Genomic DNA, 14,481 nt, shown 5'->3' with positions numbered 1-14,481 from the left:
AGCTCGCTCTCACGTCCGCTGCTACGTTCCTGCTCCATGGTCAGGATCCATCACGCGCGGCGCAATCGAGACCGTTTTCCCTTTACCGGTCTTGTCTCGTTCGGCCTCCTCTTAGCCGCCCCGCTCGCGGCGCAGCAGACCGTCGGCGGCTGCCAGGTCCTGCCGGTCTCGAACATCTGGAATACGCCGGTCGCGAGCCTGCCGGTGGCGGCGAACTCGAGCGCGATCGTGAATCACATCGGGGCGGCCGACACGATGCACCCCGACTTCGGCACGGTCTGGGAAGGGGCGCCGATCGGCATCCCCTACGTCGTGGTTCCGAACGGGCAGGCGCTGCTGCCGATCGACTTCGCCTCGCTCGACGGCTGGCCGGAGGAAAGCGACGCCGGGCCGTACCCGATCCCCCCGAACCCGCCGATCGAAGGCGGCGACGATCCGCTGAACCAGGGCGACCGCCACATCCTCGTCGTCCGCCAGGGGGCCTGTCTCCTCTACGAGCTCTACCACTCGTGGAAGGAGGGGGACTGGAATGGCGAATTCACCTGTTCGGTCCCGGGTGCGACGCCCGGCTGGTGCGGCCTGTCGGGCGCAGTCTTCGACCTCGCTTCGAACGCCCTGCGGCCGGACGGCTGGACCTCGGGCGACGCTGCCGGACTGCCGGTCTTCCCAGGCCTGGTGCGCTACGACGAGGTCGAAACCGGCGAGATCCGCCATGCCCTGCGCTTCACGGTCGACATTTCGCGAACGACCTACGTCTGGCCGGCCCGTCACCAGGCCGGAGCGACCGCCGACGTCAACGCCCCGCCGATGGGCTTGCGCCTGCGCCTGAAGGCGGGCTACGACCTCGCGGGCTTCACTCCGCGGGTGCGGACCATCCTCCAGGCGCTCAAGAAGTACGGCATGATGGTCGCCGACAACGGCACTGACTGGTATTTGAACGGCGTCCCCGATCCGCGCTGGGACGACGACGAGCTCAGCGTGATCAACGACATCCCGGGCAGCGCCTTCGAAGTCGTGGACGTCTCGGGCCTCGAGCTCTCGGCCGACTCGGGAGCCACGCCGCACCTGTGGAGCGACGGCTTCGACGGCGGCTCGACCGCGCACTGGTCGGTCGTCGATCCTTAGAGGCGCTCCTCAGGCGCGGAAACGCTCGCCGAGGTCGCCCAGGAGCACGATCTCCGGTTCCAGCCTGACTCCGGAACTCTCGCAGGCGCGGTCGCGCATCGTGCGCATCAGTCGGATCACGTCCTCGGCGGTCGCGCCGCCGGTGTTGACGATCACGTTGGCGTGCTTGGGGCTCACCAGGGCCCCGCCGACGTTCGTCCCCTTGAGCCCGGCGGCGTCGAGGAGGCGGCCGGCAGATTCGCCGGGAGGGTTCTTGAAGATCGAGCCGGCGTTGGGCTGCCCCGAGGGCAGCGCCGCCCAGCGCCGGGTGTTGAGCTCGTCGATCCGGGCCTGGAGCGCCGCGGGCTCGCCCGGCTGGAGCTCGAAGAGGGCCCGCGTCACGATGGCGCCGGTCGCCTCGAGGCAGGTGGAGCGATACCCGGCCTCGAGCTCGTCGACGCCGATCCGCCGGCGCCGGCCCGAGAGCTCCACCAGCCGGGCCGACCGCAGAACGTCCTTGATCTCGGTGCCGTAGCAGCCGGCGTTCATGAAGACCGCGCCACCCACTGTCGACGGGAAGCCGGAGAGCGCCTCGAGCCCGGCGAGCCCGGCGGCAGCCGCCTTGCGCGCCACCAGGGCCAGCGGAGCACCGGCGCCGGCACTCACCCGAAAGCCGCGGATCCGGACCCGCTTCAGGTCGCCGCCCAGTCGGGCGACGATCCCCGGCAGGCCGGCGTCGGGGGCGAGGACGTTCGACCCGAGGCCGAGGAGCTGAAAAGGCAGCCGCAGGCGGGCCGCACCGGTCAGGAGGCCCACCAGGGCGCGCTCCGAGGTCACTTCGACGAAGCGCTCGGCCGGGCCGCCGATCCGCAGGGTGGCGAGGCGCGCCAGCGCCTGCCCCGGTTTGACCACGAGGCCCGGGATTCCCGCCAGAAAGTGGTCCATTTCTTCCGTTCTGCCAGTCAGAGCCACCCGATTCCGTCCTTTCTCTGACAGAAAGGCGGTCGATCCGTCGCTTTCTCGGCCGCCAGCCACCGGGTAGTATAGGAGCGTAAAGCGGGGGCGCAAACGCGGCGGCGAAACGGCGTCACGACAACCACAGCGACGAGCGAGGGAGTGTAACCCATGGCAGTAGACCCGAAGGTGGAAAAGGGCAAGGCCGTCGAAGGCGCCCTGATGCAGATTGAACGGCAGTTCGGCAAGGGCTCGATCATGCGTCTCGGGGCGCGCGAGATTCAGCCGATCGACTTCATTCCTACCGGCTCGCTCGCCATCGACGCGGCGATCGGCATTGGCGGCTTCCCGCGGGGCCGTGTGGTCGAAGTGTTCGGGCCGGAGTCCTCCGGCAAGACGACGCTCGCCCTGTCGGTGATCGGGCAGGCCCAGAAGCGTGGTGGCGTCGCCGCCTTCATCGACGCCGAGCACGCTCTCGATGCCGAATACGCCAAGAAGCTCGGCGTCGATATCGACAACCTCCTGGTTTCGCAGCCGGACAACGGCGAGCAGGCGCTCGAGATCGCCGAGATGCTGGTGCGCTCGAACGCCGTCGACATCGTCGTCGTCGACTCGGTGGCGGCGCTGGTGCCGCGCGCCGAGCTCGAAGGGGAGATGGGCGACAGCCACGTCGGTCTGCAGGCCCGGCTGATGTCCCAGGCGCTGCGCAAGCTCACTGCGATCGTCGCGAAGTCGAATACCTGCATGGTCTTCATCAACCAGATCCGCGAGAAGATCGGGGTCATGTTCGGCAGTCCGGAGACCACGACGGGTGGCCGGGCGCTCAAGTTCTACTCTTCGATCCGGGTCGACATCCGGCGCATCTCCGCGATCAAGGAGGGAGAGGTCGTCACCGGCAGCCGCGCCAAGGTGAAGATCGTCAAGAACAAGGTCGCGGCGCCGTTTCGGCAGGCCGAGTTCGACATCGACTACGGTGAGGGCATCTCCCGGCCCGGCGAGCTCGTCGACATGGGCGTCGAACAGAAGCTCGTGCAGAAGAGCGGCGCCTGGTTCAACTACGGCGATGTCCGGCTCGGCCAGGGGCGGGAGAACTCGAAGCAGTTCCTGCGCGACAATCCGGACCTCGCCAACGAGCTCGAGGCCAAGCTCCGAGCAGCGCTCTCGCTGCCGCCGATGAAGGTGGCCGAGGAGGCAGCCGTCGCCAAGTGACCGGCCGCCGCGCGCTCCGCACCCTGACTCTCGCCGGGCTGCTCCTGCCGGCGGCGGCTCGCGCCGTGCCGGCATCGGCCGTGTCGCCCGATGCCGGCGCGCTCGCCGTCCGGACCCCCGGCTGGGTTCTGCCATCGCGACCTCTGGAGGTCACCCTGGAGCAGCGCGGCGTCCTCTCGGGCCGGCGAATCATGGTCTTCCTCTTCATCGATGGCAACCAACTGGAGCGCGTGGCGACGACGGCAGACCGGACACGCACCCGCATGCCGGCAGCGGATCTGGCGCCGGGGCGGCACGTTCTGTCGGCGAGGTCCGGGCGCGAAGTCGCGCAATGCGAGTTTCGGGTGATCCCCTGGTCCTGGCTGGCGGGCGCCGGCGCCGGCCTGCTGCTCGTCCTCGCTGGCGGTGGACTGGCGTTCGCCAGGGCCCGCGGCGCGCGGCGCCGGCGGGCGCTGGCCGTTTCCAATTGACCCAGGTGCCCGCCTCCCGGACCTGACAGGTGGCACTGGCCCTGCGGCCTGCACTGCAGCAGGGGCCGGGACGGGTCGGCTCTCGGGCTCAGGCGCTATGCGGAAGCAGGCGGCGCCACCAGGGGTCTTCCCCGGCCACCGCAGCCGTCGCGGCGCTCGCGCCGCCCAACTCCACCACCGGCAACGGCAGCAGCGCCAGCGCGCCCTTGCGGAACTGCAGGATCAACCAGTCCATGCGCCGGGCGCGCTCCTCGGGGCGGATCTCGCCAAGCAGCGCACCGAGCGCCGTCCGGCCGTCGATGGCGCGATACAGCTCCAGCATCGGCTCGGCCAGGCGGGATTCTTCCTCGATCGAGGGCGCCTGCAGCCAGACCGGTACGTAGTGCTCGAGGGCATCGAACGGAATGGCCAGATGGTGCCGGAGAAAGACCGCCTGCTCCTCCGTCACCTGCTCGATCAGGAGATCGGCGAGACGCAGCTCGGCCGATCCGGAGTCGGAGTGATCACCGACCGACTCGATGTCGAGGGCCTCGACCACGACGAGCCGGTAGGCCGCCACGAGAAACCGGTAGTGCGATCCGCGAACCTCGTTGTAGAGCTCGGCCAGCGTCAGCTTCTCGTCGGTGGAACGGTAGATGCGCCGCTCGAGCGGCGTCAGCAGCCCCTGCGGCGCCTTGCGCCCACGCCGCAGCACGACATTGTCGTGCACGAAGATTCGGCGGACCTGCTGGGCCTCGTCGGCCCATCGGCTGCCCTCCAGGGCGAGCGCCACCGAGGAGAGCGGCGTCCGCAGCTCAAGCTCGCGGGCGAGCGATTCGGCGGCGAAGTAGAAGATCCCCGACCGCCAGAGAAAGATGTCGCAGACCTGGTTCTCGACATGCTCTCGCAACGCCTCCTGCACGCGGGCGGCAGGCAGGAGCCCCAGGGTCTGCAGGGCATCGCCGAGCTTCTGGCCGGACTTCTGGCAGTGGGTGAGCGCCTGCAGGAGCACGCTCTCGTCGAGGTAGCCGTTGACCAGCAGGTGCTGGCCGAAGAACTCCGCGGGATCGTCCGAGAAGCAGGCGACGACCTCCCCGTCGCGCAGGAAGATCCGCTTCTCCGAACCGCTGCGGCGGATCACCAGCGCCCCGGAGCGGTGGTCGTTCTGCGCCCACTGCAGAATGTCCCCGATGGGAAAGGAAGCTAGGCGTCCGGAGAATTCCATGGCGAAGGGCTGGTATGTTACCTGCACTCTCCCACCGCGCAACCTGACTGGAGAGGAAAGATCCACATGCGACGCAGATTGACCTGGAAACTGGCTCCTGCTGCACTCGCCTGGACCCTCGTGGCCGGCGGAAGTTCTGCAATCTTCGCTGCCGAGGCGCCCTGTCTCGTCTGCCCGGGTGTCACCGTCGACGACCCGTTCGCGGTCGCCGCCGCCCTCGAGGCCTCTCCCCGGCTCGAGAAGGGGGCCCGGCTCTTCGTCGCCTGGAACGCCGCGCTCGACGGCTCGGCCTCGCCGGCAGGCGCGCACCTGGTCGCAGCGGCAGGAGCGCAACCGTGGATCCGACTGCAGTTCTCCACCCCCGCGCCGCTCCTCGAGCACATCGAAGCGATGCAGCGTGAGCTCGATGCCGCAGTGGAGCTCGCCCGACTGGCGCCCCCGACGACCTCCTACGAGATCGTCTGGGCCGGGGGCGGCGAATCTCCGGTCGACGCCAAGCAGTATGCTTTCCTCGTCAAGCGCGCGGCGGTCGCCCTCACCGGCGTCCAGCCGGAGAGTCGGACCTTCGCTCAGCCCCTGCCGACCGCCTCCGATTGGATCGACCTCTGGTACGGCGAGGGCGTCGCGGCTTACATCGACGGTGTCGCGCTCCTGCCGTTCGGCAACGAGACGGCGACCGCCCTGGCGCAAATCGCCGGGCTCGACCCCGGAAAGCCGGTCGTTCTCCAGCTGTTCGTCCTGCCCGGAGATCCGCGCGCCGCCGTCGCCCGGCTCGCCGAGCAGGCGGCGGCCGGCTTCGCGATCACCTTCTTCCAGGCAACCGCGCCGGGCTCTCCCAACGCGCCGACTGCCGCCGATCTGGCACCGCTCAAAGTGCTGGCAAATGAATTTCGCGGCGAGCTCCAATCCGACAGCAGCACCGTGCCCCAAGGGGCGACCGCAGCCTGGAGCTTCGTGCGCGGAGAGGATCTGGGGCTTCGGGTGATCGTCGCGTCCGCGATGCAGCCGCCGGCAACGGAGTCGACGCCCGCCACGGGGGCGAAGACACTGGTCCTCGCCTTTCCCGACCCTCAGCTGAAGACACCGATGCGTATCGACCTCGAGACCGGCAGTGCGACTGCACTGGCCGAGCCGCGTCACACTACTGCGACGTCCGAGGTGCGCCTGACGAGGCCAGCGGCGGTCGAGCTCCTGCGCCTCGCGCGACCCTCCGCGGCCGAGCTCGACGGGGTCGCCGAAGTGGTCACGATCGCCTCCGAGCGCGACATTCCGGTCGAGGAGATCCTGCGCCGGCTGCAGGCTTTCGAAGACGGCCAGAACCGCCGCCTCCTGCGCTATCAGGCGGTCAACGCGACGACGCTGCGTTTCCAGGCGGCATCGGGCGTACAGGCGGTCGAGGCGACCTTCGAAGGCGAGTTCTTCGTCCGTCAGGGCCAGCCGTTCGACTGGGCCTGGCAGAGCTTCTACGTCAACGGGGTGCGGTGGCGCGGCAAGGAGATTCCGGAGCTCCCCCTCATTCAGCCGGAGAAGGCCGCCGCGATGCCGCTCGAGATCCTCTTCACCAAGGAGTACCGCTACGCGCTGCGCGGCCGGGAGACGGTGAACGGCCGCGACTGCTGGGTCGTCGAGTTCGAGCCCGCGGTCGCCGTCGCCGGCCGGAACCTGTATCGCGGCACGGTCTGGATCGACCGCGCTCTCTCGGCCCGGGTGCGCTCGCGCGCCGTGCAGCTCGGTCTCGAGGGCGAGGTGCTCTCGAACGAAGAGACCATGGACTACGAGCCGATCGACGAGAACGGCGCGCCCGCCGCATGGGCCGCCGCGAGCTACTTCCTGCCGCTCAAAGTCACCGCGCAGCAGGTCCTCTCGGTGCTCAACACCGCGACGGTGGTCGAAAAGGAGGTGCGCCTCACCGGGATCCGCATCAACGGGCCCGACTTCGACCAGCGCCGCGAAGAGGTGCTGGCCTCGGAGTCGACGATGGTGCGCGACACCGACAAGGGCTTTCGCTATCTCGTGAAGGACGAGGCGACCGGCGAGCGCCAGGTCAAGGAGGGCTTCGACAGCGATCGCCTCTTCGTCATCGGCGGCGTGCTCTACGACGATTCGCTCGACTACCCGCTGCCGCTCGCCGGAGTCAACTACTTCAACCTCGACATCGGCAAGAAGAAGCGCCAGCTGAACGCCTTCTTCGGCGGCGTTCTCGGGATCGTCAACTACGCCGATCCGCGCCTTTTCGACAGCAAGTTCGATTTCGGCGCCGATCTCTTCGTCCTCGCCATCGCCGGCTCCGACCAGCTCTACCGCGACGGCGTCGAATCGCCGGGCGAGGAGGTCGAACAGCGCCCGGCGCGGGTCAGCGTCAACGTCGGGCACCCGCTGGGCAACTTCGTCAAGTGGAGCGCGAGCTACCAGCTCGCCCACACGAGCTTCTCGGAGTCCGACGACACGGCGCCCGAGTTCGTGCTGCCGGTCGACCACTTCACCCACCGCCTGCAGACCAGCTTCGCCTTCGCCCGCTCCGGCTACCGCCTGAAGCTGGGTGGCGCCCTCCACCAGCGCTCGGAATGGGAGCTCTGGGGTCTTCCCGGGCAGGCGGCGCGCGAGTTCGACCCGGAGGCCAAGGACTACATGACCTGGGAGGTCGCGGCGAGCAAGAGCTGGTATCTCGCGAACTTCCGCAAGATCGGTCTCGAGGTCGAGTACCTGGGCGGCAGCGACCTCGACCGCTTCAGCAAGTACCAGTTCGGTTTCTTCGGTGACACCCGGGTGCACGGCTACCAGATCGGCAAGGTCCGCGCCGAGGAGGTCTACGCCGGGCACGCCACCTACGGCTTCGAGCTCGGCTCGCTGCTGCGCCTGGACGCGATCGTCGACGCCGCCTGGGTCACCGATCCGACGAGCGGCCTCGATCGCGAGCTGCTCGCCGGAGTGGGTGTCGCCGGCACCTTCATGGGACCCTGGGAGACGATCATCAACATGGACATCGGCACTCCGATTGCCGGTCCGGACGACGGGATCGTGGCCTATATCGTCTTCCTGAAGCTGTTCAACTAGCGTCGCCGCAGCAGGGCGCCGAGAGAGCCGAGGCCTGAAGACGAGCCGCCGACCGACTTCCCTCGCCCGCCGCACCTTCCGGCGTCTGTTGGTGCTGCGTCACCAGCCGCGTGTCGATCTCGTCATCGCCCCCGGCTACCGTTATGCGCTGCCTGGGGGGCTGCTCGACGCGGAACGGCCGACGCGGGTCTTCTCTTTCCTGCGCCGCGCGGGGCTCGTCCTGCGCGGCCGGCTGCACCGACCGCACCCGGCGAGCTTCGCCGAGCTGCGCGCCGCCCATGACGACGACTATCTGGAGCGTCTGCAACGGCCCGGGGCGCTGACCCATGTCGTCGGCTTCAACATCCCGGATCGCGCCGAGCAGGAACTCCTGGCGGTCGAGCGTGAGATGACCGGCGGCACGCTGCTCGCTGCACGCCTGGCGCTCGCCTCGCGAGGGATCGCGGTCAACGTCGGTGGCGGCTTTCACCATGCCCATCGCGACCGCGGTGGCGGCTTCTGTATCTTCAACGACGTCGCCGTCGCTATCCGCGCCCAGCGCGCGGCCGGATTCGGCGGCCGGATCCTGGTGGTCGATCTCGACCTCCACGACGGCGATGGGACGCGCTCGATCTTCGCCGATGACCCGACGGTCCACACCTACTCGGTCCACAACCAGAACTGGAACGACCGGCCCGCGATCGAGGCGACGGTGCTCCCACTCGGTCCGGGCGTCGACGACGCGCGCTACCTCGAGACGCTGGCAGCGACTCTGCCGCCCCTCTTCGAGCGCTTCCGCCCGGAGCTCGTCGTCTACCTCTGCGGCGCCGATCCCGCCGCCGATGACGCCCTCGGAGACTGGCAGGTGAGCGCCGCCGGCCTTCTCGAGCGCGATCGCATGGTTACCGGTCTCGCGCGGCGCCGCCACCTGCCGCTGGTCGTGACCCTCGCTGGCGGTTACGGCGACAACAGCTGGCGCTATTTCGCGCGCTTCCTCTCCTGGCTCCTCTACGGCCGCGTGCTCGAGCCGCCGACGACCGCAGACCTGATCGTGGATCGCTTCCGCGACCTCATGCACAGCTTCCCGGTCGGCGAGCTCCGGGGCACGGTCGAGGAGGAGCCGCTCCTCACCGAGGCCGACCTCGGCGGCGGCCAGGGGCTCGCCAGCCCGGAGACGCGACTGCTCGGCTTCTATTCGCTGTCGGGTCTCGAGCTGGCGCTCGAACGGCTCGGGCACATGGCCCGGCTGCGCGAGCTCGGCTTCGCGAGTCCGCAGGTCGAGTTCGATCTCGGGGCCTCGGGTCAGACCCTGCGCATCTTCGGCTCGCGCGGCCGGCGCGAGCTGCTGCTCGAGCTGCGGCTGCGGCGCGACCGCAGGTCGATTCCCGGCGAGGAGCTGCTGGCGGTCGACTGGCTGCTCCTGCAGAACCCTCGCGGCCGCTTCACGCCCACCCGGCCGGCCCTGCCCGGGCAGACCTATCCGGGGCTGGGGATGCTCCGCGAAACGATGGCAGCACTCCTGCTGATCTGCGACCGCCTGCAGCTCTCCGGACTCATCGTCACCCCGTCCCACTTCCACGCCGTGGCGCAGGCGCGCTCCCAGATGTCCTTTCTCGATCCGCGAGCCGAAGGTCTGTTTCGCAGCTTCCGCAAGGCGCTCCAGCCGCTGGCGCTCGGCGAGGCGACGCGCGCTGCGAGCGATGGCCGCCTGCGCAACGCCGAAACCGGAGTACCTGTGCGCTGGATCCCCACCCCGATGATCCTGCCCGTGACCGCGGCGCTGCGGCAGCGCCTCGACTCCTCTGAATACGAGCGCGCCGCCGCGGACTCGGAGCTCGAGCTGCGCCTCGAAGAGCTCAGTGCGGCGGGGCCTCCGGCGTCAGGTCGAGCTGCCGCGCCTGCGGAGGAGGAAGGGGTTCCATGAGGCGCAGGACCGGGAAGAGGCCGATCTGCTCGTCCCACCACGGTGTGCGCGCGAACCACCAGCGATAGCGCGCTGAGCGATCCGCGGCGAAGGCAGGATCGGAGAGCGCCTGCGCCCAGTCCGCGGCCACTTTCCGGTCGGCGAGTGCGGAGCGGGCGAACCGGTCGAGAGCGCCACCGTCGATGTACTCCTTGCCCTCGAAGAGCCCCGAGACCAGACCCCAGGAGAGAACCGAGTCCGGCGCCTCCGGCTCGAGCAGCTGGACGGCCACGGCGAAGTCGGGTTGGTCTGCCGGCACCCAGAGCGCGCCGGCGGGAACCAGGCGGCGCTCGCTCGCCCGCACCACCGTCGCCGAGAGAGGCGTCAATCCCTGGTAGCTCGTGGCCGCCGGCCTGGGTTGCGAAAGCCGGGCAGTCTCCACCGTGAGCTCGAGCTCCTGCGGCAGACGCGCGAAGCGCAGGGCGTGGTCGGCGAGGCGGCGCTCGATCTCCGGCCATCCCGGCAGGACGAGATAGCCGCGCGGCCGTGGCAGGCTCGTCGCCGCCACGAGGCGATGAAACCAGGGCACCTCGACCTCCCGGACGACGCCGCGCCGGTAGTGGATCTGGGAGCCGCCAGTGACCACCGAGGGCGCACTCGACCAGTCGTAGAACGGCACCCGGTAGGGCTCGGCCTCGCCCCGCGCATAGGTCACGATGATCGAGCTCGGCGGCGCGGTCGGGAGCCCCTGCTGGACGACCGTGACCGCCGCCTCGGCGATCGCCGACTTGAGCGCGAGACCGGCGCGACCGGTCTGGACGACCAGCGCCGCGAGGAAGTCGCGGGTGGCGAGCACCCGTTCGCGATAGGGCTTGTGCGAATGCGACTCGAGGAGAATCGACGGCCGGTTGCGCAACGGGAAGTAGCCGCTCGAGTAGCGCGGCTCGTAGACCAGCGTCTCGAAGCCCTGGAGCGGATCGAGCCCGTCGACGAGGCTGACATAAGGGCCCTGGCGGTGGCCCGCGGCTTCGACGGCGGCCAGAACCGGCGGAAAGTTCTGTCGCAGCCAGCGGTCGAGCGGGAGGGCGAGGAGCGGCGGCTCCGGCACGGCCCAGGTGATCACCCAGTCGAGATCGACGCCATCGGTGACGTGGGTGTCGACGAACAGATGCGGCTGCCAGGCGTTCACCAAGCGCACGAGATTGCGCGCCTCGGGCGTCGCGAGCTTGAGGAAGTCGCGGTTCAGGTCGTGCCCGTCGGCGGTGGTGCGGAAACCCATTCCGAGAACCGGACCGTCCTGGTTCGGGCGGTTCCACGGCGAGACGCGCTCGTGGCCATCGACGTTGTAGATCGGCACGATGAGGAGCGTCGCCGCGGCGAGCAGCTCGCCCCGCCGGCCGAGTGCGAGGTCGCGCAGCAGCATCAGCGAAGCGTCCTTGCCATCGATTTCGCCGGCATGAATCCCGTTCTGGATCATCACCACCGGCTTCGCGAGCTCCTGCGCCGCCGCCGGCGTGAACGCCCGCTCGGCGGAGAGGATCACCACCGGCATCGGCCTTCCCGAGGCCGAGTCGCCATAGAACTCGAGCTTCATCTCGGGGAGAGCCCTCTCGAGCTTGCGCAGGAAGGCAAGAGTCTCGTCGTACGAGGGCGTCGCCTGGAAGTCGGATTTCTCCGCCGGCGTCAGCCAGCTCTCGGGAACCGGATCCGGCGCGTCCGCGCCAGCGGACTGCGCAAAGATCTTCACCGAAATGCAAAGAAAGAAAAGGACCAGTAGAGGGAGTGCGCTCCGGAACCGTCGTGGCCGTTCCCGGGCGAAACTGGGGCCAACGGCGGTCGCGAACGCGGGCGCGGACCCGGATCCGGCGGCGCCAGAAGGGCCGCGCCTCATTCGCGTTCGACCACCATGGCGAAGCCGTGGCCGCCGGCGGCGCAGACGGTGATGAGGCCGAACTGCTGGCTCCGACGGCGCAACTCGTGGAGGAGTTGCATCGTCACCCGGACCCCCGTCGCGCCGAACGGGTGTCCGAGAGCGAGCGAGCCGCCGTTGACGTTGAGTCGGTCGAGGTCCACGACGCCGATCGGTTCGCTGCGTCCGAGCTCGTCGCGCGCGAAGCGCGGGCTCGCGAACGCCTTGAGGTTCGACAGCACCTGGGCTGCGAACGCCTCGTGCATCTCGACGAGGTCGATCTCGGCGAGGCGCAGGCCCGCGCGCTCGAGCGCCATCGGCGCCGCATAGGCGGGCCCCTGCAGGAGCTGCTGGCCGGGGTCGGTCGCGGCGTAGGCCCACGAGCGCAGATAGCCGAGCGGCGCGCGGCCGAGGGCCCGCGCCCGGCGCTCGCTCATCAGCAAGAGCGCGCCGCCGCCGTCGGTGATCGGCGAAGAGTTGCCGGCGGTGAGGGTGCCGTGGCGGCGGTCGAACGCCGGCCGGAGCGCTGCCAGCGCCGCCATCGAGCTCTCGGCGCGCACGCCGTTGTCGGTCGCAATGGCGGGCTCGTAGCGCGGCGGCGGGAAGATCGTCACCACCTGCTCAGCGAAGTGCCCGGCCGCCTGCGCCGCGGCCGCGCGCTGGTGCGAGAGCAGGGCGATCTCGTCCTGGGCGCGGCGGGAGATGTCGTTCTCCTTCGCCATCTTCTCGCACGCCTCGCCCATCGTCATGCCGGTCGAATGCTCCGCGATCGCCGGTGGGACGGGCACGAAGTCGCGCGGCCGGAACCGGCTGATCCACTTCAGCCGCTCGCCGAGGCTGCGCGCCTTGGCGAGCGCCATGAACTTCTCCGCGGCCCGCTTCGCAAAGGCGAGCGGCACGTTCGACAGCGACTCCGCGCCGCCGGCGAGCACGATCTCGGCCTCGCCGCGCAGGATCGCCTCGGCACCGCTGGTGAGCGCCCGGTTGGCGGAGGCGCAGGCGAGATTCACGGTCGTCCCGGGTATCGACGCCGGCAGCGCTGCGCGGAAGAGAATCTCGCGACCGAGGTTGGGCGCGTGCAGCGCCGCCACGACGACGCCGAAGATGGCGAAATCGATCTCGGCCGGGTCGATCCCGGCCCGCGCCACGACCTCGGCGGCCGGTATGCCCGCGAGGTCGATGACGTCCAGCTCACGCAGGTCGCTGCCGGCGCGCGCGAACGGCGTGCGGCAGGCTTCGACGATCGCCACCCGTCCAGCGGGTCCGCGCAGCTGCTGGCGCGAGATGCGCAACACCCCCGGAGCCGCGCCCGGCGAAGCCACCCGCCGCGTCCAGACCGTGTCGGCGCGCAGCGCCACCTCCGCCGCCGCCGAGGCGTCGGAAGGCGCCGGCAGCGGCGCCGGCGGCAGGCCCAGGTCCGGAGTTGTCTCCGCCATCGCTCTCTCCTTCGTCCGAGAAACCGGCGACAGTCTACCGATTTCCCCGGGAGCAGCCCCCGGTTTGTCGGGATGGGATCAGGGAAAGGTCATCAGATTCTCGAGCCGGAACGCGACCGATGCGGTTCGCGATGCTCACCGCATCCTACGTTCCTAGGCTCGGGGAGGCGTGACTCTGGAAGCAGGCAGGTAGGATGTGGTGAGCGCAGCGAACCGCATCGGTCGCGATAGAGCCCTCACCTGGCCACGCGGACGAGAGGCTCGATGCCCGCTGTGCAGTCCGGAAGCAGAGACCTCCAGCGCTCGCCCACCTGCCCCAACGCCTCCGGCGCGGGCGACCCTTCGACGAGCACCAGCCGCAGCCGCTCGCCGCGTTGGCGAAGCCAACGCCGGCGCAGGAACCTCGGGGCGAGAGACTCCACCTCGCCGGCGAGGAGGCCGAGCTCCTCGACGGTACCGGAGACGAGGGTCGGCCGCGCCCAGACGAAGAGCTCAGGATGCAGCGCCGGGCCGGGTTCGACCAGGATCGCCGCCCCCGTCAGGATCGCCCAGCGGGCAAGGGCCCGTTCGTCGGGAGCGGTCAGCGCCCGCCAGGAGATCCAGATGTCCCGCGGAGCCCCCGGCTCGGTACCCGCAAGCTCCGCGACGCCCGGAGGATGGGAGTCCTCCCCCATCGCCAGACGAAGGAACTCGCCCAGCAACTCCACCGCCTCCCGCTCGACCACGACCCCCTTTGCCGAGAGCCTCTCTTCCCCGAGGCCGGCACGATCGAGAAAGGCGGAGGCGGTCGCGTACGACCACCAGCGGAAATGCCCCCGCGAATTGCGGTAGAAGAGAAAAGGGGCTTCGGGTTGCGCCTTTGCCAGACCGGCGAGCGCCCCGCCGACGCCTCCGGGCGAGATCGCGGAGGAATTCAAAGAGGAGAAGCCGTTCCGGCCGGTCAGGCGGCTGCGGTGCGCATGGCGGTGCCGATCTTCTGCTCGATCATGCCGCGCATCATGCTCGCCGGCGGTCCGAGGCTGGCCCGTCCGACGAGCTTGCCGTCCTCGAAAGTGATCGTGCCCTTGGCCCCCGGGCCGGACAGTTCGAGCGTCTCGCCGGCCCAGTTCCGGCGCAGCATGCCCCCCGGGAACTCCTTGGCCAGGGCGGCGTCGAGCACCGCTCGGATCTCTTCCATGCCGGTCTTCGTGGTCGGAATTTCGAGTGTGAGGTCGCTCATGCGGCGGGAAGCTACCACAACGACGGCACGCATCCTGCTA

General features: G+C 69.8%; 10 protein-coding genes and 1 pseudogene. 5 read left to right on the top strand and 6 right to left on the bottom strand.

What is annotated here, in order from left to right; translation table 11 throughout:
- Window positions 1–120: 120 nt before the first annotated feature.
- Window positions 121–1,059, top strand: a pseudogene (locus tag KBI44_02630) (hypothetical protein).
- Between the two features lie 75 nt (window positions 1,060–1,134).
- On the opposite strand, the gene murB reads toward KBI44_02630, so the two are convergent.
- Complete coding sequence (gene murB / locus KBI44_02625) at window positions 1,135–2,049, bottom strand: UDP-N-acetylmuramate dehydrogenase (GenBank protein MBP9143351.1); 915 nt, start codon at window positions 2,047–2,049, stop codon at window positions 1,135–1,137.
- 180 nt (window positions 2,050–2,229) lie between these two features.
- On the opposite strand from murB, the gene recA reads away from it, so the two are divergent.
- Both recA and KBI44_02615 read left to right on the top strand, forming a co-directional pair.
- A complete protein-coding gene (recA, locus tag KBI44_02620) occupies window positions 2,230–3,267 on the top strand; it encodes a recombinase RecA (protein MBP9143350.1) in 1,038 nt (345 codons plus the stop codon).
- On the top strand, window positions 3,264–3,737 hold the full coding sequence (locus KBI44_02615; GenBank protein MBP9143349.1) for a hypothetical protein: 474 nt from the start codon (window positions 3,264–3,266) through the stop codon (window positions 3,735–3,737). The genes recA and KBI44_02615 overlap by 4 nt, the downstream gene beginning before the upstream one ends.
- An 88-nt stretch (window positions 3,738–3,825) precedes the next feature.
- On the opposite strand, the gene KBI44_02610 is transcribed toward KBI44_02615, so the two are convergent.
- Complete coding sequence (locus KBI44_02610) at window positions 3,826–4,941, bottom strand: DUF4388 domain-containing protein (protein ID MBP9143348.1); 1,116 nt, start codon at window positions 4,939–4,941, stop codon at window positions 3,826–3,828.
- Between the two features lie 66 nt (window positions 4,942–5,007).
- On the opposite strand from KBI44_02610, the gene KBI44_02605 reads away from it, so the two are divergent.
- Window positions 5,008–7,995 carry a hypothetical protein gene (locus KBI44_02605; GenBank protein ID MBP9143347.1) on the top strand — a complete coding sequence of 996 codons (2,988 nt, stop codon included), beginning with the start codon at window positions 5,008–5,010 and terminating at the stop codon, window positions 7,993–7,995.
- 91 nt (window positions 7,996–8,086) lie between these two features.
- The gene (locus tag KBI44_02600; protein ID MBP9143346.1) at window positions 8,087–9,898 is read left to right on the top strand and encodes a histone deacetylase; all 1,812 of its coding nucleotides are present in this window, start codon (window positions 8,087–8,089) and stop codon (window positions 9,896–9,898) included.
- On the opposite strand, the gene KBI44_02595 is transcribed toward KBI44_02600, so the two are convergent.
- From KBI44_02595 to KBI44_02580, 4 genes are all read right to left on the bottom strand, one after another.
- Window positions 9,831–11,624, bottom strand: a complete 1,794-nt coding sequence (locus KBI44_02595; protein MBP9143345.1) for a M14 family metallopeptidase — start codon at window positions 11,622–11,624, stop codon at window positions 9,831–9,833. The genes KBI44_02600 and KBI44_02595 overlap by 68 nt on opposite strands.
- Before the next feature lie 140 nt (window positions 11,625–11,764).
- Window positions 11,765–13,222, bottom strand: coding sequence for an acetyl-CoA C-acyltransferase (locus KBI44_02590; protein MBP9143344.1), 1,458 nt, complete (start codon window positions 13,220–13,222; stop codon window positions 11,765–11,767).
- 236 nt (window positions 13,223–13,458) lie between these two features.
- Window positions 13,459–14,139 carry a hypothetical protein gene (locus KBI44_02585; GenBank protein MBP9143343.1) on the bottom strand — a complete coding sequence of 227 codons (681 nt, stop codon included), beginning with the start codon at window positions 14,137–14,139 and terminating at the stop codon, window positions 13,459–13,461.
- A gap of 23 nt (window positions 14,140–14,162) precedes the next feature.
- Window positions 14,163–14,441, bottom strand: coding sequence for a polyhydroxyalkanoic acid system family protein (locus KBI44_02580; protein ID MBP9143342.1), 279 nt, complete (start codon window positions 14,439–14,441; stop codon window positions 14,163–14,165).
- Window positions 14,442–14,481: the final 40 nt, after the last annotated feature.

Source organism: Thermoanaerobaculia bacterium, assembly GCA_018057705.1.
GTDB lineage: Bacteria > Acidobacteriota > Thermoanaerobaculia > Multivoradales > JAGPDF01 > JAGPDF01.
The sequence above is the reverse complement of the archived record's forward strand: the minus strand, read 5'-3'. Positions and strand labels throughout refer to the sequence as shown.

Bases quoted from the DNA above. Each gene is read 5' to 3' on its own strand.
- KBI44_02610 (MBP9143348.1), bottom strand. From the start codon at position 4,941: ATGGAATTCTCCGGACGCCTAGCTTCCTTTCCCATCGGGGACATTCTG.
- murB (MBP9143351.1), bottom strand. From the start codon at position 2,049: ATGGACCACTTTCTGGCGGGAATCCCGGGCCTCGTGGTCAAACCGGGG.
- KBI44_02605 (MBP9143347.1), top strand. From the start codon at position 5,008: ATGCGACGCAGATTGACCTGGAAACTGGCTCCTGCTGCACTCGCCTGG.
- KBI44_02590 (MBP9143344.1), bottom strand. From the start codon at position 13,222: ATGGCGGAGACAACTCCGGACCTGGGCCTGCCGCCGGCGCCGCTGCCG.
- recA (MBP9143350.1), top strand. From the start codon at position 2,230: ATGGCAGTAGACCCGAAGGTGGAAAAGGGCAAGGCCGTCGAAGGCGCC.
- KBI44_02580 (MBP9143342.1), bottom strand. From the start codon at position 14,441: ATGAGCGACCTCACACTCGAAATTCCGACCACGAAGACCGGCATGGAA.